Source organism: Streptomyces sp. NPDC015346 (assembly GCF_043078785.1).
Classification (GTDB): Bacteria; Actinomycetota; Actinomycetes; order Streptomycetales; family Streptomycetaceae; genus Streptomyces.
This window is the reverse complement of sequence record NZ_JBIBTW010000005.1, coordinates 412,341-433,165: the sequence shown is the minus strand read 5'-3', so window position 1 is coordinate 433,165 and position 20,825 is coordinate 412,341. Positions and strand designations below refer to the sequence as shown.

Genomic DNA, 20,825 nt, shown 5'->3' with positions numbered 1-20,825 from the left:
GAGCTGTAGACATGAGCCGTTCCGCCCACCCCGCCGGGCCCCGCCACGCCGACGTCCTGCCCGAGGGGCACTACTCCGCCCCGCCCACCGACCTCAACCACCTCGACCCGAAGGTGTGGGCGAGGACCGTCAGCCGTGGCGACGACGGGGTCGTGGAGGTCGGCGGCATCCCGGTGACCCAGCTCGCCGCCGAGTTCGGCACCCCCGCCTACTTCCTCGACGAAGCCGACTTCCGCGCCCGCTGCCGCGCCTGGTCCGACGCCTTCGGCAGCGACGCGGACGTGTTCTACGCGGGCAAGGCGTTTCTCTCCCGCGCCGTCGTCCGCTGGCTCACGGAGGAGGGGCTCAACCTGGACGTCTGCTCCGGCGGCGAGCTCACCACCGCCCTCTCCGCCGGCATGCCCGCCGAGCGCATCGCCTTCCACGGGAACAACAAGAGCGAGAGCGAGATCCACCGGGCGGTGAGCGTCGGCGTCGGACGCATCGTCCTCGACTCCTTCCAGGAGATCGCCCGCGTCGCCCACATCGCCCAGTCCCTCGGCAAGCGGCAGCGCGTCCAGATCCGGGTGACCGTCGGCGTCGAGGCCCACACCCACGAGTTCATCGCCACCGCCCACGAGGACCAGAAGTTCGGCATCGCCCTCGCCGGCGGACAGGCCGCCGAGGCCGTGCGCCGCGCGCTCAAGCTGGACGGGCTCGAGCTCATCGGGATCCACTCGCACATCGGCTCGCAGATCTTCGACATGGCTGGCTTCGAGGTCTCCGCCCGGCGCGTCGTGCAGCTGCTCGCCGAGGTACGCGACGAGCACGGCGTCGAGCTCCCCGAGATCGACCTCGGCGGCGGCCTCGGCATCGCGTACACCTCGGACGACGACCCCCGTGAGCCGCACCACATCGCCAAGGCGCTCAACGAGATCGTGACGCGCGAGTGCGAGGCCGCCGGGCTCCGCACGCCCCGCATCTCCGTCGAGCCGGGGCGCGCCATCGTCGGCCCCACCGCCTTCACCCTCTACGAGGTCGGCACCGTCAAGCCCCTGGAGGGGCTGCGGACGTACGTCAGCGTCGACGGCGGCATGTCGGACAACATCCGCACCGCGCTCTACGACGCCGAGTACAGCGTCGCCCTCGTGTCGCGGACGAGTGACGCCGGTCCCATGCTCGCCCGTGTCGTCGGCAAGCACTGCGAGAGTGGGGACATCGTCGTCAAGGACGCGTTCCTCCCCGCCGACCTGGCGCTCGGCGATCTCATCGCCGTGCCCGCCACCGGCGCGTACTGCCGCTCGATGGCGAGCAACTACAACCACGCGCTGCGCCCGCCCGTCGTCGCCGTCCGCGACGGCGAGGCCCGGGTGATCGTCCGGCGCGAGACGGAGGAAGATCTCCTGCGTCTCGATGTCGGGTGATGAAATAGATGTCTCAGGATCCGGACGAAGGACAGAAACCGTCGTCCGGTGAGTGAGACTGGACAACCGTAGAGATACGAAGAAGTACCGAAGAAGTACGAGAAACGAGGTCGGATGATGCGTACGCGTCCGCTGAAGGTGGCGCTGCTGGGCTGTGGTGTGGTCGGCTCAGAGGTGGCGCGCATCATGACGACGCACGCCGACGACCTCGCCGCGCGCATCGGCGCCCCGGTCGAGCTCGCCGGCGTCGCGGTCCGCCGCCCGGACAAGGTCCGCGAGGGCATCCCCGCGGAGCTGATCACCACCGACGCCACCGCCCTGGTCAAACGGGGCGACATCGACGTCGTCGTCGAGGTCATCGGCGGGGTCGAGCCGGCCCGAACCCTCATCACCACCGCCTTCGAGCACGGCGCCTCCGTCGTCTCGGCCAACAAGGCGCTCCTCGCCCAGGACGGTACGAGCCTCTACGCCTCCGCCGACCAGCACGGCCAGGACCTCTACTACGAGGCCGCCGTCGCCGGGGCCATCCCGCTGATCCGGCCGCTGCGCGAGTCCCTCGCCGGCGACAAGATCAACCGCGTCATGGGCATCGTCAACGGCACCACCAACTTCATCCTCGACCGGATGGACACCAACGGCGCCGGGTACTCCGAGGCGCTCGACGAGGCCACCGCCCTCGGGTACGCGGAGGCCGACCCGACCGCCGACGTCGAGGGCTTCGACGCCGCCGCCAAGGCCGCCATCCTCGCCGGTATCGCCTTCCACACGCGCGTGCGTCTCGACGACGTCTACCGCGAGGGCATGACCGAGGTCACCGCCGCCGACTTCGCCTCGGCCAAGCGCATGGGCTGCACCATCAAGCTGCTCGCCATCTGCGAGCGCTCCGCCGACGGCGAGTCCGTCACCGCGCGCGTGCACCCCGCGATGATCCCGCTCAGCCACCCGCTCGCCTCCGTCCGCGAGGCGTACAACGCCGTCTTCGTCGAGGCCGAGGCCGCCGGGCGGCTCATGTTCTACGGCCCCGGCGCCGGCGGTTCTCCGACCGCCTCGGCCGTCCTCGGCGACCTGGTCGCCGTGTGCCGGAACAAGCTCAACGAGGCCACCGGCCCCGGCGAGTCCGCGTACACCCAGCTGCCCGTGAGCCCCATGGGCGACGTGGTGACGCGGTACCACATCAGCCTCGACGTGGCCGACAAGCCGGGTGTCCTCGCCCAGGTCGCGACGGTCTTCGCCGAGCACGGGGTGTCGATCGACACCGTCCGCCAGACCGGCAAGGACGGCGAGGCCTCCCTCGTCGTCGTCACCCACCGCGCGCCCGACGCCGCCCTCTCCGGGACCGTCGAAGCGCTGCGCAAGCTCGACACCGTGCGCGGTGTCGCCAGCATCATGCGTGTTGAAGGGGAGTAAGGACCCATGACCAGCAAGGGCACCCACCAGTGGCGCGGCATCATCGAGGAGTACCGGGACCGCCTTCCGGTCACGGACACGACGCCCGTCGTCACCCTCCGTGAGGGCGGCACGCCGCTCGTCCCGGCTCAGGTCCTCTCCGAGCGCACGGGCTGCGAGGTGCACCTCAAGGTCGAGGGCGCCAACCCCACCGGGTCCTTCAAGGACCGCGGCATGACCATGGCCATCACCCGGGCCAAGGAGGAGGGCGCGCAGGCCGTCATCTGCGCCTCCACCGGCAACACCTCCGCCTCGGCCGCCGCCTACGCGGTACGCGCCGGGATGGTCTGCGCCGTCCTCGTGCCGCAGGGCAAGATCGCGCTCGGCAAGATGGGCCAGGCCCTCGTGCACGGCGCGAAGATCCTCCAGGTCGACGGCAACTTCGACGACTGCCTGACGCTGGCCCGCGGCCTCTCCGAGAACTACCCCGTGGCGCTGGTCAATTCGGTCAACCCGGTCCGTATCGAGGGCCAGAAGACCGCCGCGTTCGAGATCGTCGACATGCTCGGCGACGCCCCCGACATCCACGTGCTGCCCGTCGGCAACGCCGGCAACATCACGGCGTACTGGAAGGGGTACGGCGAGTACGCCGCGGACGGGCTCTCCACGCACCGGCCGCGCATGTGGGGCTTCCAGGCCTCCGGGTCCGCCCCGCTGGTGCGCGGCGAGGTCGTCAAGGACCCGTCGACCATCGCCACCGCGATCCGCATCGGCAACCCGGCCTCCTGGGACTTCGCGATCGCCGCGCGCGACGAGTCGGGCGGCTTCATCGACGAGGTGACGGACCGTGAGATCCTGCGCGCCTACCGCCTGTTGGCCGCCCAGGAGGGTGTCTTCGTCGAGCCCGCCTCCGCGGCCTCCGTCGCCGGCCTCCTGAAGGCCGCCGAGCAGGGCAAGGTCGACCCGGGCCAGCGGATCGTCTGCACCGTCACCGGCAACGGTCTGAAGGACCCCGACTGGGCGGTCGCCGGAGCGCCCCAGCCGGTCACCGTCCCGGTCGACGCCGCGGCCGCCGCCGAGCGCCTCGGTCTCGCGTAATTCCCCGGCAGGGCCCTCCCCGACGCGTCGCGGAGGGCCCTGCGGGTCATCCCGGAAGGGAACCCGGAGGGCGACCCCGGAAGGTGTCCCCGACGGGCGAATCCGTCAGGAACGTACATAGGCGCACAGGATGGCTCGCGACACGCATCGTGCGCCTCCTGTGCGCCCTATGTCGCCACAGAACCTTCCTTCGATAGGCTGTACCGAACCCGCCCCGTCGCATATGCGCGGTGTCGTTGCCGTTGTCGCCCCCCGAGGCAGACACGGCCCCCGGGTCCCGCGTACATCCCCCGCACAACCCCGTAACACCACCACGTAGTCGAACCCCCGCAGTCGCAAGTCAAGGAGAGTCATCGAGCGATGGCCGGTCCCGCGTTCCGCGCCGCCGCCGTACGGGTGCGCGTTCCCGCCACCAGCGCCAATCTCGGCCCGGGCTTCGATGCCTTCGGCCTGTCGCTGGGTCTCTACGACGACGTCGTCGTCCGGGTCGCCGACTCCGGGCTGCACATCGACATCGCCGGCGAGGGTGCCGACACCCTCCCGCGCGACGAGAGCCACCTGCTCGTACGTTCCCTGCGCACCGCCTTCGACCTGCTCGGCGGACAGCCGCGCGGCCTCGAGGTCGTCTGCGCCAACCGCATCCCGCACGGCCGCGGCCTCGGCTCCTCCTCCGCCGCCATTTGCGCCGGAATCGTCGCCGCCCGCGCCGTGACCATAGGCGGTGACGCCCGCCTCGACGAGGCCGCCCTCCTGGAGCTGGCCACCGAGATCGAGGGACACCCCGACAACGTCGCCGCCTGTCTGCTCGGCGGCTTCACGCTCGCCTGGACCGAGTCGGGCGCCGCCCGGGCGATCAGGATGGACCCCGCCGATTCCATCGTTCCGGTGGTTTTCGTGCCCGGAAAGCCCGTGCTGACCGAGACCGCCCGCGGTCTCCTGCCGCGCACCGTCCCGCACGTCGACGCCGCGGCCAACGCCGGTCGCGCCGCGCTCCTCGTGGAGGCGCTGACCCGCCGCCCCGAGCTGCTGCTCGCGGCGACCGAGGACCGGTTGCACCAGGAGTACCGGGCCCCGGCGATGCCCGAGAGCATCGCCCTTGTGAACCGACTGCGGGCGGACGGAGTCCCCGCGGTCATCTCCGGCGCGGGCCCCACGGTGCTCGCGCTGGCCGAACACGGGACGGCCGACAAGGTCGCCCGGCTGGCGGGCGAGGGATGGGCCGCGAACCGGCTCGACCTCGATGTGTCCGGAGCGAGCGTTCTGCCGCTCGCGCCCTAGGGACGTGCGCGGACACGTCCGGACACGGGATTGCCGGTGAGTGAGAGGGGGAATGTTTGTTGGAGCCGGTAGTGTTAACCTCAAGTCTGCACCCGACGTCTTTGTGGCGCGGTGCTGAGTGTCCCCATCAGGGACCACCCATTCTTCCGGGAGCCTCCCCAACTGCCTGAGCAGCCTGCCTGAGCAGTTTCGAGCACGCTCCGGAACCGGCACGACACCCCTCGCTCTTTCCCCGTGAGGGCCGAGCAGGGGGCCTCGGGCCGGACCCACAGCACGTTTTTTCTCTTCCGCCGTACCCGGCGGGACCACCGCCCCGACCCGGTCCACAAGCAGGATCGTCGTCGGACAGCACAACCGGTCGCCGAGCCAGATGGCCGACGTCCGCTCCAGGGAAGGACCCTTCGTGAGCGACACCACCGATCTGATGGGCGTGACTGCCGACAACAGTGTCGACAACGCCGCGCCCGCCGCAGGTGCTGCCACTGGCACCACCGCACGGCGCCGCCGCTCCGGCACCGGCCTCGAGGGCATGGTCCTGGCCGAGCTGCAGCAGGTCGCGTCCGGCCTCGGCATCAGGGGCACCGCGCGGATGCGCAAGAGCCAGCTGATCGAGGTCATCAAGGAGGCGCAGGCTGGGGGCACCTCCCAGGCCGCAGGCTCTGGGGGAGGGGGCTCCGCCGCTCCCGCCAAGGCCGACGCCGACACGGCCGAGACCAAGCCGAAGCGCCGCGCCACCTCCAAGGCCCGTACGGGCGAGGGCGCGGCCGAGGCCGCCGCCCCCAAGGTGGAGAAGGCCGAGAAGGCCGTCGCCCAGCAGCAGATCGACATCCCGGGCCAGCCCGCGTCCGACGACCAGCCGGTCGGCGAGCGCCGCCGTCGCCGGGCCACCGCCCCGGTCGGCAGCCCGGAGGGCGAGGTCAGGACCGAGTCCGCCCAGGCCGTGAAGACCGAGGCCAAGGTCGAGACCCGCACCGACGCCCGTACGGACGCGTCGGGCGAGGCCAGGGCCGAGACCGCCGTCGACACCGCCGAGGGCCGCGGCCGTCGTGACCGCGGTGAGCGGGGTGACCGCCAGCGTGACCGTGGTGACCGCGGCGAGCGTGGTGACCGCGGTGACCGTGGTGAGCGCGGCGACCGTCAGCGCGACCGCCGTGACCGCGCCAAGGGCGACGAGCAGCAGGGTGGTGGCCAGGGCGGCCAGCGCCAGCAGCGTCAGGGCGGCCAGCCGCAGAACACCGGCCCGCAGGACGACTTCGACGACGAGGGCGGCCGCCGTGGCCGTCGCGGCCGCTACCGCGACCGCCGTGGCCGTCGTGGGCGTGACGAGTTCCAGGCCGGCGAGCCGCAGGTCTCGGAGGACGACGTCCTGATCCCCGTCGCGGGCATCCTGGACATCCTCGACAACTACGCGTTCATCCGGACCTCCGGCTACCTGCCCGGCCCGAACGACGTGTACGTCTCCCTCGCCCAGGTCCGCAAGAACGGTCTGCGCAAGGGTGACCACGTCACCGGCGCCGTGCGTCAGCCGAAGGAGGGCGAGCGCCGCGAGAAGTTCAACGCGCTGGTCCGCCTCGACTCCTCGAACGGCATGGCGGCCGACTCCGGCCGTGGCCGCCCGGAGTTCAACAAGCTGACCCCGCTCTACCCGCAGGACCGGCTCCGCCTGGAGACCGACCCGGGCGTGCTGACCACGCGGATCATCGACCTCGTGTCGCCGATCGGCAAGGGCCAGCGAGGCCTGATCGTGGCCCCGCCGAAGACCGGCAAGACCATGATCATGCAGGCGATCGCCAACGCGATCACCCACAACAACCCCGAGTGCCACCTGATGGTCGTCCTGGTCGACGAGCGTCCGGAAGAGGTCACCGACATGCAGCGGTCGGTCAAGGGCGAGGTCATCTCCTCGACCTTCGACCGTCCGGCCGAGGACCACACCACGGTCGCCGAGCTGGCCATCGAGCGCGCCAAGCGTCTCGTGGAGCTGGGCCACGACGTGGTCGTCCTGCTCGACTCGATCACCCGCCTGGGCCGTGCGTACAACCTCGCGGCGCCGGCCTCCGGCCGCATCCTGTCCGGTGGTGTCGACTCGACCGCGCTCTACCCGCCGAAGCGCTTCTTCGGTGCCGCGCGGAACATCGAGGACGGCGGCTCGCTGACCATCCTGGCCACCGCGCTGGTCGACACCGGCTCGCGGATGGACGAGGTGATCTTCGAGGAGTTCAAGGGCACCGGCAACATGGAGCTCAAGCTCGACCGGAAGCTCGCCGACAAGCGCATCTTCCCGGCGGTGGACGTCGACGCGTCCGGTACCCGTAAGGAAGAGATCCTGCTCGGCGCGGACGAGCTCGCCGTCACCTGGAAGCTGCGTCGCGTGCTGCACGCGCTCGACCAGCAGCAGGCGATCGAGCTGCTGCTCGACAAGATGAAGCAGACGAAGTCGAACGGCGAGTTCCTGCTGCAGATCCAGAAGACGACCCCGGGCGTCGGCAACAACAACGACTGACCCGAGACCTCCGTCACACGGCGGGGTCCGGCCCCCGGGCCGCCCTCCCGCCGTGACCTGGTCGAACACCGCGCCCACCGTGCCCCGCACGGTGGGCGCGGTGCGTTGCGGACCGTCGCGCGGCCACACCTCACAGGCTCGTATGCAACCCTTTCGGCTGTTTCGCCGTCACAGAAGGTGAACCGAGGACCCGAGGTGGGCAGATGACCGAGCAGAGCAGCGGCGGCCGAATAGGCCCCCTACGCGCGAGCGGCCGACGCCGCAAGCCGCCCCCCAAGGGCCGCCGCGCGGCGACCGCCGCCGCCTGGAGCGCGGCCGTGCTCGTCCTCGTCGGCGGCTCCGGACTCGGTTACGTCTACGTCAAGCTCAACGGCAACCTCCAGGGCGTCGACATCAACGCCCGGCTCGGCACCGACCGCCCCAAGAACCTCGACAACGGCTCGATGGACATCCTCGTCCTCGGCTCCGACTCCCGCTCCGGCGACAACGCGGCCTACGGCGCGGACGAGGGCGGCGCCCGCTCCGACACCGCCATGGTCGTCCACGTCTTCCAGGGCCACCAGAAGGCGAGCGTCGTCTCCATCCCCCGCGACACCCTCGTCGAACGCCCCTCGTGCACGGACGCGAAGGGCACCGCCGTCGCCGGCGAGCGACGGGCGATGTTCAACACGGCGTACGAGGTCGGCGGCCCGGCCTGCGCGGTGAAGACCGTCGAGTCGATGTCCGGCATCCGTATGGACCACTACATCGAGGTCGACTTCACCGGCTTCAAGAAGCTCATCGACGAGCTCGGCGGCGTGGAGATCACCACCACCCGGCCGATCAAGGACACCAAGAGCCACCTCGACCTCGCGCCGGGCCCCCACACCCTCGACGGCGAGCAGTCCCTCGGCCTGGTCCGCACCCGCAAGAGCGTCGGCGACGGCAGCGACCTCGGCCGGATCCAGCTTCAGCAGGCCTTCATCAAGGCCTTCGTCGACCAGGTCAAGGACGTCGGCGTCCTCGGCAACCCGAAGAAGCTCCTGGACCTCGCCGACACCGCCACCAAGGCCATCACGCCCGACTCGGAGCTCGACTCCGCGGGTGAGCTGATGAGCTTCGCCAAGGGCCTCTCCGCGCTCGGCGCCGAGGACGTCCACATGATCACGATGCCGGTACGGTACGACCCCGCCGACCCGAACCGCGTCGTACCGCTGGAGGCCCAGTCCCGGCAGGTCTGGCAGGCCCTGAAGAACGACCGGCCGATCCCGGCCTCCGCCACGAAGGACGCGGCCACCGGACAGGCCGACGGGCTCGTGAGATAGCCCCGGCCGTGGCCCCGCCGACGCCCGGGCCGGCGCCGGAATAGTTTCACCCTGGACCCGGTTTTGGGAGATACGGCCGGTCCTGGCAGACTGGTACGTCGGCCCCGGTTCACGCATGTGCATCCCGCACGGCGACCCGGTGCCCTCCCGAAACTAGGAGACACCTTGAAGCGCGAGATCCACCCCGAGTACGTCGAGACCCAGGTCAGCTGCACCTGTGGCGCGTCGTTCACCACCCGTAGCACCCTCACCGAGGGCACCATCCGTGCCGAGGTCTGCTCCGAGTGCCACCCGTTCTACACGGGCAAGCAGAAGATCCTCGACACCGGCGGCCGCGTCGCCCGCTTCGAGGCCCGCTTCGGCAAGGCTGCGGCCAAGAAGTAGCACGTCACTGCGCCGGTCCTTGGTCGCTCCCGCAGGGGGGACCGGACCGGCGCTTTGCCGTCCCCGCAGTCCTTCACGCAGCAGCCCTTCACGAATCCACCAGGAGCACCCGATGTTCGAAGCGGTCGAGGAACTGGTCGGCGAGCACGCCGACCTCGAGAAGAAGCTCGCCGACCCTTCGGTCCACTCCGACCAGGCGAACGCGCGCAAGCTCAACAAGCGTTACGCGGAGCTGACCCCGATCATCGGCACGTACAAGGCGTGGAAGCAGACGGCGGAAGACATCGAGACGGCCAAGGAGTTCGCCGCCGACGACCCCGACTTCGCCGCCGAGGTGAAGGAGCTGGAGAAGCAGCGCGAGGTGCTCACGGACAAGCTCCGTCTGCTCCTCGTCCCGCGCGACCCCAGCGACGACAAGGACGTCATCCTGGAGATCAAGGCCGGCGCGGGCGGCGACGAGTCCGCCCTGTTCGCCGGCGACCTGCTCCGGATGTACCTGCGCTACGCCGAGCGCGTCGGCTGGAAGACCGAGATCATCGACTCCACCGAGTCCGAGCTGGGCGGCTACAAGGACGTCCAGGTCGCGGTCAAGACGAAGGGCGGCAACGGCGCGACCGAGCCCGGACAGGGCGTCTGGGCGCGGCTGAAGTACGAGGGCGGGGTGCACCGCGTGCAGCGCGTGCCCGCGACCGAGTCCCAGGGCCGGATCCACACCTCCGCGGCCGGTGTCCTCGTGACCCCCGAGGCCGAGGAGATCGACGTCGAGATCCACGCCAACGACCTGCGGATCGACGTCTACCGCTCGTCCGGTCCCGGCGGCCAGTCCGTCAACACGACCGACTCCGCGGTCCGCATCACGCACCTGCCGACCGGTATCGTCGCCTCCTGCCAGAACGAGAAGAGCCAGCTCCAGAACAAGGAGCAGGCCATGCGTATCCTCCGGTCCAGGCTGCTCGCCGCGGCCCAGGAGAAGGCCGAGGCCGAGGCCGCCGACGCCCGTCGCAGCCAGGTCCGCACCGTCGACCGGTCCGAGAAGATCCGGACGTACAACTACCCGGAAAACCGGATCTCGGACCACCGTGTCGGGTTCAAGGCGTACAACTTGGACCAGGTGCTCGACGGCGACCTGGACGCGATGATCCAGGCCTGCGTCGACGCCGACTCGGCCGCCAAGCTCGCGGCCGCAGCCTAGGACCAGGTCCCGAGGACCTTGTCGTAAGCCCCACCCCGTACCACGGAGGACCAGCGTGAACCTGCTGCTTGCCGAGGTGGCCCAGGCCACCCAGCGGCTGGCCGACGCCGGCGTTCCCTCACCGCGTTTCGACGCGGAGGAGCTCGCCGCGTTCGTGCACGGCGTCAAGCGGGGGGAGCTGCACAACGTCAAGGACGTGGACTTCGACGCCCGCTACTGGGAGACGGTGGCCCGGCGCGAGGCCCGCGAACCGCTTCAGCACATCACCGGCCGGGCGTTCTTCCGCTATCTGGAGCTCCAGGTGGGGCCCGGCGTCTTCGTGCCCCGGCCGGAGACCGAGTCGGTCGTCGGCTGGGCGATAGACGCCGTACGGGCGATGGACGTGGTCGAGCCGCTGATCGTCGACCTGTGCACGGGTTCGGGCGCCATCGCGCTCGCCATGGCGCAGGAGGTGCCGCGCTCGCGCGTGCACGCCGTGGAGCTCTCCGACGACGCGCTGGTGTGGACCCGTAAGAACGCCGAGGGCTCGCGCGTCACGGTCCACCAGGGCGACGCGCTGAGCGCGCTTCCGGAGCTCGACGGCCAGGTCGACCTGGTCATCTCCAACCCGCCGTACATCCCGCTCACCGAGTGGGAGTACGTGGCGCCCGAGGCCCGCGACCACGACCCGGAGATGGCGCTGTTCTCCGGCGAGGACGGCCTCGACACGATCCGGGGGATCGAGCGCACCGCGCACCGCCTGCTGCGTCCCGGCGGCCTCGTCGTGATCGAGCACGCGGACACCCAGGGCGGCCAGGTCCCGTGGATCTTCAACGAGGAGGCCGGCTGGGCGGACGCGGCCGACCACCCGGACCTGAACAACCGCCCGCGCTTCGCGACGGCTCGTAAGGCGATGCCGTGACGCGCACTGCCATGACCACGCTTGTGTACGAGGAGGCCTGCTAGATGGCTCGGCGATACGACTGCAACGAGGCGACCGACCGTGTGACCGGTCTGCGCGAGGCCGCGTCCGCCGTTCGCCGTGGCGAGCTGGTCGTGCTGCCCACGGACACCGTGTACGGGATCGGTGCGGACGCCTTCAGCTCGGAGGCGGTCGCGGACCTGCTGGCGGCGAAGGGCCGGGGCCGTAACATGCCCACGCCCGTCCTGATCGGCTCCCCGAACACGCTGCACGGGCTCGTCACCGACTTCTCCGAGAAGGCGTGGGAGCTCGTCGACGCCTTCTGGCCGGGCGCCCTGACGCTCGTCGCGCGCCACCAGCCCTCCCTGCAGTGGGACCTGGGGGACACCCGGGGCACCGTCGCGATCCGGATGCCGCTGCACCCGGTCGCGATCGAGCTGCTGACCGAGGTCGGCCCGATGGCCGTGTCGTCGGCGAACCTGACCGGGCACCCCTCGCCGGAGGACTGTGACGCGGCCCAGCAGATGCTCGGCGACTCGGTGTCGGTGTACCTCGACGGCGGCCCGACGCCGGGGATCGTCCCCTCCTCGATCGTGGACGTCACGGGCGAGGTGCCCCTGCTGCTCCGTCAGGGAGCGCTGTCGCCCGAGGAGCTCCGGAAGGTCGTACCCGACCTCGAGGTGGCCAGTTGACCGCCCCTGAGGGGCGTGGCATAGCGGGGCACGAGAGCAGTTCCTTCCGCATCCTCCACGTCAGCACCGGCAACGTCTGCCGCTCGCCGATCACCGAGCGGCTGACCCGCCATGCCCTGAGCGACCGCCTGGGCGATCCCCGGGGCGGCGGCCTGATCGTGGAGAGCGCGGGTACGTGGGGCCACGAAGGGGCCCCCATGGAGGCCAACGCGGAACTGGTCCTCGCCGACTTCGGCGCGGACTCCAGCGGCTTCGTCGGCCGTGAGCTCCTCGACGAGCACGTCATCCGCGCGGACCTCGTCCTGACCGCGACCCGTGACCACCGGGCCCAGGTCATCTCGATGGGGCACTCGGCGGGTCTGCGGACCTTCACCCTGAAGGAGTTCACCCGGCTGGTGCGGGCGATAGACCCCGCGACACTGCCCGACCCCCTGGGGGAGGGGGTGGTGGAGCGCGCGCGTGCGCTGGTGCGTGCGGCGGCGGCTCTACGCGGGTGGCTCCTGGCGCCCTCGGTGGAGGCGGACGAGGTCAACGACCCGTACGGCGCCCCGATCACGTTCTTCCGCTCGATCGGCGAGGAGATCAACACGGCGCTGGACCCCGTGGTGACGGCGATGACGGGCGTACCGGCGCGACGCTGAGCCGCCGGTCACCGGCGACGTACGCCCGGGCGGCCGGCGCCCGCCGGACCATGCCCTTCGCCCGACCGCCCCCCACGCCGGGCGCCCACGCGGCCATACGGCCCAGAATCACGCCGTAAACCGGGCGAACCGCCCCCCACGCGCCTACATTGGAGCTGAAGCCCAGCCCACGCGCCTGGAGCCACAGATGCCGGTCACCGCTCCCCCCGATGAGGAACTCGACGTCCTGCGCCGGCAGGACCCGGAGATCGCCGACGTGCTGCTGGGGGAGGTGCGCCGGCAGGCCGACAGCCTCCAGCTGATCGCCGCCGAGAACTTCACCTCGGCCGCCGTCCTCGCCGCGCTCGGCTCCCCGCTCGCCAACAAGTACGCGGAGGGCTATCCCGGCGCCCGCCACCACGGTGGCTGCGAGTTCGCCGACGCCGCCGAACGGATCGCGGTCGAACGGGCGATGTCCCTCTTCGGCGCCGAACACGCCAACGTCCAGTCCCACTCCGGCTCTTCCGCCGTCCTCGCCGCCTACGCGGCCCTGCTGCGGCCGGGGGACACGGTCCTCGCCATGGGCCTCTCGCACGGCGGTCACCTCACCCACGGCTCGCCCGCCAACTTCTCCGGCCGCTGGTTCGAGTTCGTGCCGTACGGCGTCGACGCCGAGTCCGGGCTCGTCGACTACGAGCAGGTCGCCGCCCTCGCCCGACACCACCGCCCCAAGGCGATCGTCTGCGGGTCGATCTGCTACCCCCGCCACCTCGACTACGCGATCTTCCGGGAGATCGCCGACGAGGTCGGCGCCTACCTCATCGCCGACGCCGCCCACCCCATCGGCCTGGTCGCCGGCGGAGCGGCCCCCAGCCCCGTCCCGTACGCCGACGTCGTCTGCGCCACCACGCACAAGGTGCTCCGCGGGCCCCGCGGCGGGATGCTCCTGTGCGGCGCCGACCTGGCGGGACGCGTCGACCGGGCGGTCTTCCCGTTCACCCAGGGCGGCGCGCAGATGCACACCATCGCCGCCAAGGCCGTCGCCTTCGGCGAGGCCGCCTCACCCTCCTTCGCCGACTACACCCACCGGGTGGTCGCGCACGCCCGCGTCCTCGCCGACGCGCTCGCCGCCGAGGGCTTCGCGATCACCACCGGCGGCACCGACACCCATCTGATCACCGCCGACCCGGCGCCCCTCGGCGTCGACGGCCGCACCGCCCGGATGCGGCTCGCGGCCGCCGGGATGGTGCTCGACACCTGCGCCCTGCCGCACGACGACGGGCGCGGCCTCCGCCTCGGCACCGCCGCCGTCACCACCCAGGGGATGGGCGCCGCCGAGATGGCCCGGATCGCCGCCCTCTTCTCGATCGCGCTACGCGACGACCCCGAGGAGACGGCGCGCGTACGCGCGGAAGTGCGCGAACTTGCGGGGCGATTTCCCCCGTATGGCCGATAGCGGAGCACCGCCGCAACCATCCTGAGCGCCCCGATGTCCTCAACCACATGGACAGCACGGCTAGGGTGTGGGGCTGAGATGGCCAGCGATTCCTGTGGGGCAGCCCGTGCGTGATTACCTGCTGACGCTCTGTGTCACGGCCGCGGTGACCTATCTGCTCACCGGTCCGGTGCGGAAGTTCGCCATCGCGACCGGGGCGATGCCGGAGATCCGCGCCCGCGACGTACACCGAGAACCGACTCCGCGGCTCGGTGGCATCGCCATGTTCTTCGGGCTGTGCGCGGGTCTGCTGGTCGCGGACCACCTGCAGAACCTCAACAGCGTCTTCGAGCTCTCCAACGAGCCCCGCGCGCTGCTCTCCGGCGCCGCCCTGATCTGGCTGATCGGCGTCCTCGACGACAAGTTCGAGCTGGACGCCCTGATCAAGCTGGGCGCGCAGATGATCTCGGCCGGCGTGATGGTGATCCAGGGTCTGACGATCCTGTGGCTGCCGATCCCCGGTGTCGGCACGGTGGCGCTCACCCCCGGGCAGGGCACGCTGCTCACGGTCGCCCTGGTGGTCCTCACCATCAACGCCGTGAACTTCGTCGACGGCCTCGACGGACTCGCCGCCGGCATGGTCTGCATCGCCGCCGCGGCCTTCTTCCTGTACGCGTACCGCCTCTGGTACGGCTACACGATCGAGGCGGCCGCGCCGGCCACCCTCTTCGCCGCCATCCTCATGGGCATGTGCCTGGGCTTCCTGCCGCACAACATGCACCCGGCGCGGATCTTCATGGGCGACTCGGGCTCGATGCTGATCGGCCTGATCCTGGCCGCCTCCGCGATCTCGATCACCGGCCAGGTCGACCCGGACACCCTGAAGATCTTCTTCGAGGGCTCGACCCGGCAGGCGACCCACGCCGCCCTGCCGGTCTTCATCCCGCTCCTGCTGCCGCTGACGATCATCGCGATCCCGATGGCGGACCTGGTCCTCGCCATCGTGCGTCGGACCTGGAACGGCCAGTCGCCGTTCGCCGCCGACCGCGGCCATCTGCACCACCGGCTCCTGGAGATCGGCCACTCGCACAGCCGGGCCGTCCTGATCATGTACTTCTGGTCGGCGCTGATCGCCTTCGGGACGCTCGCGTACTCGGTGCACTCGACGTCGATGTGGATCGTGCTCGGGGTCGTCATGCTGAGCGCGATCGGTCTGGTGCTGCTCCTGCTGCCGCGCTTCTCCCCGCGGGCCCCGCGGTGGGCGGAGTCCTTCGTCCCGCCCCGCTACCGGCGTCGCCGTCCGGTCCCGCGCATGGAGACCGTCCCGCCGGTCGCCGCCCACCCCGTCGAGGCTCCGCCGGAGGAGCGCGTACCGGTTCCGGCCGGAGTCAACGGCTCCACCGCCATCGGCCACCGTTCGCGCTTCACCGACCGGCGGAAGGCCGGAACGCCGAGTTGACGAATGCCGTATCGGCGTCCAATACCAGACAACTCGGCCTTCTGTCCCGCACACACGCGCGCGGTAACTCTCATGTGTGACAGTCCGCACACCTCCCGGGTAAAGAACTACTCAAATAGTTTGTGATACCGTTCACGAGACCCGGCGACAGAGCCGAAAGACCGTAGTGCGACGGTCTCTTGGCCCCGAGACACACCTCGGACCGGGCTTACGCTCGTCCCTGACGACACCATCGCCCCCACCAGCAACGCGGAGACACCGCCATGCCGTCCAACGACGCACGCATCCTTCTGTCAGCTGCCATTCCCGCTGCTGCCACCGGCGCCATCGCCGCGGTCGTCAGCGGCGTGGTCGCCGGCGGCAAGGGTGCGCTCGGCGCCGTCATCGGCTGCGCCGTCGTCCTCCTGTTCATGGGGATCGGGCTCGTGGTGCTCCAGCGGACCGCGAAGTCGTTTCCGCATCTGTTCCAGGCCATGGGGCTGATGCTCTACACGGCCCAGCTGCTCCTTCTCCTCTTCCTGATCATCCTGTTCAAGAAGACCACCTTCTTCGACTTCAAGGCCTTCGCGTTCACCGTGCTCGCCGCGACCATCGTGTGGGTCGCCGCGCAGGCGCGTGCGTACATGAAGGCCAAGATCATGTACATCGACGACCCCAAGAAGCCGGGGTCGTCGACGTGAGGGGTAGGGCCGGGATAAAGGCGTGTTCGGCTTCCTGCTATCGTCCGGTGCCAACTGCGGCACTGCGGGCGCGGGCATCCGAGCTGACGCCTGTCCCAGCGCGAGGCTCGACGCCGAACCGCCGCCCCCTTATCCGTAAGACCAGTCCAGTGCCGACCCGCGGCTGCGTGCCGCGCCGACACAACGAGGTTGCCGTACCTATGCGCCACGCTGAAGGAGCCCGCGGTGAGTGCTGACCAGACGCTTGCCTTCGACCCGGATTGCCAGATCTTCACTGGCTGTGGCTTTCCGGCGCCGGGCCTGCACACGTTCATGTACGAGCCGATCGCCACGTGGGGCGGCTTCGAGTTCACGAAGCCCATGCTGCTCGCGCTGATCAGCTCGCTCGTGGTCGTCGGGTTCTTCTGGGCGGCGTTCGCCAAGCCCAAGCTGATCCCGGGCAAGATGCAGATGGTCGGCGAGGCCGGTTACGACTTCGTGCGTCGCGGCATCGTCTACGAGATCATCGGCAAGAAGCAGGGCGAGAAGTACGTCCCCTTCATGGTGTCGCTGTTCTTCTTCGTCTGGATCATGAACCTCTGGTCCATCATCCCGCTCGCGCAGTTCCCGGTCACCTCGCTGATCGCCTTCCCGGCGGCGCTGGCCCTGATCGTGTACGTGCTGTGGGTCAGCCTGACCTTCAAGAAGCACGGCTTCGTCGGCGGCTGGAAGAACATCACCGGCTACGACAAGTCGCTCGGCCCGATCCTGCCGCTGATCATGTTCCTCGAGTTCTTCTCGAACCTGCTGATCAGGCCCTTCACCCACGCGGTCCGACTGTTCGCGAACATGTTCGCCGGTCACCTGCTGATCGTGATGTTCTCCCTCGCGAGCTGGTACCTGCTGAACGGCATGGGCGTCGTCTACGCCGCCACCTCGTTCGTCATGGTTCTCGTGATGACCGCCTTCGAGCTCTTCATCCAGGCTGTCCAGGCGTACGTCTTCGTCCTCCTGGCCTGCAGCTACGTCCAGGGCGCGCTCTCCGAGCACCACTGAGCCAGTCCGGCATCCAGCTCCACCCCCAATCCAACAATCGTCCGGTGGCCAACCCCCACCGGGTCCTTGAAAGAGAAGGAAGAACCGGCATGTCCGCTCTCCAGACCCTTGCCGCCGTCGAAGGTAACGTCGCCTCCATCGGTTACGGTCTCGCCGCGATCGGCCCCGGCGTCGGCGTCGGCATCATCTTCGGTAACGGCACCCAGGCCCTCGCCCGCCAGCCCGAGGCTGCCGGCCTGATCCGCACCAACCAGATCATGGGCTTCGCGTTCTGTGAGGCGCTCGCCCTCATCGGCATCGTCATGGGCTTCGTCTACTAAGCCTGACCCGACGACAGCCCAATTTTCACGGAAGGCACTGATGTGAACGCTCTGCTTCTTGCGGCAGCGGAGGAGCCCCAGCCTCCTCTTGTCCCGCATCTCGACGAGCTCGTCATCGGCCTGATCGCCTTCGTCATCGTCTTCGGCCTCCTCGCCAAGAAGCTCCTCCCGAACATCAACAAGGTTCTGGAGCAGCGCCGCGAGGCCATCGAGGGTGGTATCGAGAAGGCCGAGTCGGCCCAGATCGAGGCCCAGAGTGTGCTGGAGCAGTACAAGGCCCAGCTCGCCGAGGCCCGCCACGAGGCCGCGCGTCTTCGCCAGGAGGCGACGGAGCAGGGCACCGCGATCATCCAGGAGATGAAGGCGGAAGGCCAGCGCCAGCGCGAGGAGATCATCGCGGCCGGCCACGCGCAGATCGAGGCCGACCGCAAGTCCGCGGCAGCCTCGCTGCGCCGGGACGTGGGCAAGCTCGCCACCGACCTGGCCGGCAAGCTGGTCGGCGAGTCCCTCGAGGACACCGCCCGCCAGAGCCGCACGATCGACCGCTTCCTCGACGAGCTCGAGGAGAAGGCCGAGGCTGTCCGATGAACGGAGCGAGCCGCGAGGCACTGGCCGCCGCACGTGAGTCCCTCGACGCGCTGACCGACAACACCTCGGTCGACGCGGCGAAGCTCTCGGGCGAGCTGGCAGCCGTCACCGCGCTGCTCGACCGCGAGGTGTCGCTGCGTCGGGTCCTGACCGACCCGGCGCAGGCGGGCGAGGCCAAGGCCGAGCTCGCCGGGCGACTGCTCAGCGGTCAGGTGGGCGGCGAGACCGTCGACCTGGTGTCCGGCATGGTCCGGTCCCGCTGGTCGCAGTCGCGTGACCTGGTCGACTCGGTCGAGGAGCTGGCGAACACCGCCGACCTCACCGCGGCGCAGCAGGCCGGCGCGCTGGACGACGTCGAGGACGAGCTGTTCCGGTTCGGCCGGATCGTCTCCTCCAGCACCGAGCTCCGCTCGGCGCTGACCGACAAGGCCGCCACGGCCTCCGCCAAGAGCGAGCTGCTGCGCGGCCTGCTCGGCGGCAAGGCCAACCCGGTCACCGAGCGACTGGTCGTCCGTCTCGTGACCCAGCCCCGGGGACGTAGCCTGGAAGCGGGACTCGAGTCCCTCTCCAAGCTCGCCGCGGCGCGCCGGGACCGGATGGTCGCGGTCGTCACCTCGGCGGTGCCGCTGTCCGACCAGCAGAAGCAGCGCCTCGGTGCCGTTCTGGCCAAGCTGTACGGCCGCCAGATGCACCTGAACCTCGACGTGGACCCCACGGTCCTCGGCGGGATCTCGGTGCAGGTCGGCGACGAGGTCATCAACGGGACCATCGCGGAGCGCCTCGACGAGGCGACCCGGCGACTGGCCGGCTGACGTCAGCCACCAACTGAACACAGCATCACCTGCGGCCCGGTTGGGCCGTGCAGAGATTGCAGAAGATTCCTGGGGGTCGGCCCCCAGACCCCCTAAGAAACTTCGGGCCCAACAAGGAGAGCAGGGAACCCAGATGGCGGAGCTCACGATCCGGCCGGAGGAGATCCGGGACGCGCTGGAGAACTTTGTCCAGTCGTACCAGCCGGACGCGGCCTCGCGCGAGGAGGTCGGAACGGTCAGCCTGGCCGGCGACGGCATTGCCAAGATCGAGGGTCTGCCCTCGGCCATGGCGAACGAGCTGCTGAAGTTCGAGGACGGCACCCTCGGTCTCGCCCTCAACCTCGAGGAGCGCGAGATCGGTGCGATCGTCCTCGGCGAGTTCAGCGGTATCGAGGAGGGGCAGCCGGTGCAGCGCACCGGTGAGGTCCTCTCCGTCGGTGTCGGCGAGGGATACCTGGGTCGCGTCGTCGACCCGCTCGGCAACCCGATCGACGGCCTCGGCGAGATCGCGACCGAGGGCCGCCGCGCCCTCGAGCTGCAGGCCCCGGGCGTCATGGCCCGTAAGTCGGTCCACGAGCCCATGGAGACCGGCTACAAGGCCGTCGACGCCATGACGCCGGTCGGCCGTGGTCAGCGTCAGCTGATCATCGGTGACCGTCAGACCGGCAAGACCGCGCTGTGTGTCGACACGATCATCAACCAGCGTGACAACTGGCGCTCGGGCGACGTGAACAAGCAGGTCCGCTGCATCTACGTCGCCATCGGCCAGAAGGGCTCCACCATCGCGTCCGTGCGCGGCGCCCTGGAGGAGGCCGGCGCGCTCGAGTACACGACGATCGTCGCCGCCCCGGCGTCCGACCCGGCCGGCTTCAAGTACCTGGCGCCGTACACCGGCTCCGCCATCGGCCAGCACTGGATGTACCAGGGCAAGCACGTCCTGATCGTCTTCGACGACCTGTCGAAGCAGGCCGACGCCTACCGCGCCGTGTCGCTGCTGCTGCGCCGCCCGCCGGGCCGTGAGGCCTACCCGGGTGACGTCTTCTACCTGCACTCCCGTCTGCTCGAGCGCTGCGCGAAGCTCTCGGACGAGCTGGGCGCGGGTTCGATGACCGGTCTGCCGATCGTCGAGACCAAGGCGAACGACGTGTCGGCGTTCATCCCGACCAACGTCATCTCCATCACCGACGGCCAGTGCTTCCTGGAGTCCGACCTGTTCAACGCCGGCCAGCGCCCGGCTCTGAACGTCGGTATCTCGGTCTCCCGTGTCGGTGGCTCCGCCCAGCACAAGGCGATGAAGCAGATCTCCGGTCGCCTCCGTGTCGACCTCGCCCAGTTCCGTGAGCTGGAGGCGTTCGCCGCCTTCGGTTCCGACCTGGACGCGGCCTCGAAGGCGCAGCTGGAGCGTGGTCAGCGCATGGTCGAGCTGCTCAAGCAGGCTCAGTACCAGCCGATGCCGACCGAGAACCAGGTCGTCTCCATCTGGGCCGGCACCACCGGCAAGATGGACGACGTCCCGGTCGCCGACATCCGTCGCTTCGAGGCCGAGCTCCTCGCGTACCTGCGTCAGAACCACGCGGGTCTCATGAGCTCGATCCGCGAGGGCGGCAAGATGTCGGACGACACCCTGCAGTCCGTCGGTGACGCCATCGCGGAGTTCAAGAAGCAGTTCGAGACCTCTGACGGGAAGCTGCTGGGCGACGACGCTTCCGCTGCCGTCAACGTCTCGAAGTGACGA

Annotated in this window: 19 protein-coding genes; all 19 read left to right on the top strand. The window is 70.0% G+C overall.

What is annotated here, in order from left to right; translation table 11 throughout:
• The first annotated feature begins 11 nt into the window (after positions 1 to 11).
• The 19 genes from lysA (at position 12) to atpA (ending at position 20,822) form a co-directional block, all read left to right on the top strand.
• On the top strand, positions 12 to 1,403 hold the full coding sequence (gene lysA / locus ACF06X_RS20960) for a diaminopimelate decarboxylase (protein ID WP_392288762.1): 1,392 nt from the start codon (positions 12 to 14) through the stop codon (positions 1,401 to 1,403).
• A 114-nt stretch (positions 1,404 to 1,517) separates the two neighbouring features.
• Positions 1,518 to 2,810 carry a homoserine dehydrogenase gene (locus tag ACF06X_RS20955; protein ID WP_392288761.1) on the top strand — a complete coding sequence of 431 codons (1,293 nt, stop codon included), beginning with the start codon at positions 1,518 to 1,520 and terminating at the stop codon, positions 2,808 to 2,810.
• A 6-nt stretch (positions 2,811 to 2,816) separates the two neighbouring features.
• Positions 2,817 to 3,887: a threonine synthase gene (gene thrC, locus ACF06X_RS20950; protein WP_158990476.1), complete on the top strand. Its 1,071-nt coding sequence runs from the start codon at positions 2,817 to 2,819 to the stop codon at positions 3,885 to 3,887.
• A 360-nt stretch (positions 3,888 to 4,247) separates the two neighbouring features.
• Positions 4,248 to 5,165 (top strand): homoserine kinase, encoded by a 918-nt coding sequence (gene thrB / locus ACF06X_RS20945; protein WP_392288760.1) that lies wholly within the window; start codon positions 4,248 to 4,250, stop codon positions 5,163 to 5,165.
• Positions 5,166 to 5,568: 403 nt separating this feature from the next.
• Complete coding sequence (gene rho / locus ACF06X_RS20940) at positions 5,569 to 7,668, top strand: transcription termination factor Rho (protein ID WP_392288759.1); 2,100 nt, start codon at positions 5,569 to 5,571, stop codon at positions 7,666 to 7,668.
• A 203-nt stretch (positions 7,669 to 7,871) separates the two neighbouring features.
• The gene (locus ACF06X_RS20935) at positions 7,872 to 8,972 is read left to right on the top strand and encodes an LCP family protein (protein ID WP_392288758.1); all 1,101 of its coding nucleotides are present in this window, start codon (positions 7,872 to 7,874) and stop codon (positions 8,970 to 8,972) included.
• Positions 8,973 to 9,137: 165 nt separating this feature from the next.
• Positions 9,138 to 9,356, top strand: a complete 219-nt coding sequence (gene rpmE, locus ACF06X_RS20930) for a 50S ribosomal protein L31 (RefSeq protein ID WP_046909139.1) — start codon at positions 9,138 to 9,140, stop codon at positions 9,354 to 9,356.
• A gap of 112 nt (positions 9,357 to 9,468) precedes the next feature.
• Positions 9,469 to 10,548, top strand: a complete 1,080-nt coding sequence (prfA, locus tag ACF06X_RS20925) for a peptide chain release factor 1 (RefSeq protein WP_392288757.1) — start codon at positions 9,469 to 9,471, stop codon at positions 10,546 to 10,548.
• Between the two features lie 55 nt (positions 10,549 to 10,603).
• A complete protein-coding gene (gene prmC, locus ACF06X_RS20920) occupies positions 10,604 to 11,449 on the top strand; it encodes a peptide chain release factor N(5)-glutamine methyltransferase (protein WP_158990488.1) in 846 nt (281 codons plus the stop codon).
• A 44-nt stretch (positions 11,450 to 11,493) separates the two neighbouring features.
• Positions 11,494 to 12,141: an L-threonylcarbamoyladenylate synthase gene (locus ACF06X_RS20915; RefSeq protein ID WP_392288756.1), complete on the top strand. Its 648-nt coding sequence runs from the start codon at positions 11,494 to 11,496 to the stop codon at positions 12,139 to 12,141.
• A complete protein-coding gene (locus ACF06X_RS20910) occupies positions 12,138 to 12,782 on the top strand; it encodes a protein-tyrosine-phosphatase (protein WP_158990492.1) in 645 nt (214 codons plus the stop codon). The genes ACF06X_RS20915 and ACF06X_RS20910 overlap by 4 nt, the downstream gene beginning before the upstream one ends.
• A gap of 187 nt (positions 12,783 to 12,969) precedes the next feature.
• Complete coding sequence (gene glyA, locus ACF06X_RS20905; RefSeq protein WP_392288755.1) at positions 12,970 to 14,217, top strand: serine hydroxymethyltransferase; 1,248 nt, start codon at positions 12,970 to 12,972, stop codon at positions 14,215 to 14,217.
• Positions 14,218 to 14,323: 106 nt separating this feature from the next.
• Positions 14,324 to 15,655 (top strand): MraY family glycosyltransferase, encoded by a 1,332-nt coding sequence (locus tag ACF06X_RS20900; RefSeq protein WP_392288754.1) that lies wholly within the window; start codon positions 14,324 to 14,326, stop codon positions 15,653 to 15,655.
• Between the two features lie 263 nt (positions 15,656 to 15,918).
• Positions 15,919 to 16,335, top strand: a complete 417-nt coding sequence (locus ACF06X_RS20895) for a hypothetical protein (protein WP_392288753.1) — start codon at positions 15,919 to 15,921, stop codon at positions 16,333 to 16,335.
• A 225-nt stretch (positions 16,336 to 16,560) separates the two neighbouring features.
• Positions 16,561 to 17,370 (top strand): F0F1 ATP synthase subunit A, encoded by an 810-nt coding sequence (atpB, locus tag ACF06X_RS20890; protein WP_392288752.1) that lies wholly within the window; start codon positions 16,561 to 16,563, stop codon positions 17,368 to 17,370.
• Positions 17,371 to 17,459: 89 nt separating this feature from the next.
• On the top strand, positions 17,460 to 17,690 hold the full coding sequence (gene atpE, locus ACF06X_RS20885; protein WP_137993321.1) for an ATP synthase F0 subunit C: 231 nt from the start codon (positions 17,460 to 17,462) through the stop codon (positions 17,688 to 17,690).
• A gap of 42 nt (positions 17,691 to 17,732) precedes the next feature.
• Positions 17,733 to 18,278, top strand: coding sequence for a F0F1 ATP synthase subunit B (locus ACF06X_RS20880; protein ID WP_392288751.1), 546 nt, complete (start codon positions 17,733 to 17,735; stop codon positions 18,276 to 18,278).
• Positions 18,275 to 19,090 carry a F0F1 ATP synthase subunit delta gene (locus ACF06X_RS20875; RefSeq protein WP_392288750.1) on the top strand — a complete coding sequence of 272 codons (816 nt, stop codon included), beginning with the start codon at positions 18,275 to 18,277 and terminating at the stop codon, positions 19,088 to 19,090. The genes ACF06X_RS20880 and ACF06X_RS20875 overlap by 4 nt, the downstream gene beginning before the upstream one ends.
• A gap of 133 nt (positions 19,091 to 19,223) precedes the next feature.
• Entirely contained in the window at positions 19,224 to 20,822 is a 1,599-nt protein-coding gene (gene atpA / locus ACF06X_RS20870; protein WP_158990508.1) for a F0F1 ATP synthase subunit alpha, read from the top strand.
• Positions 20,823 to 20,825: the final 3 nt, after the last annotated feature.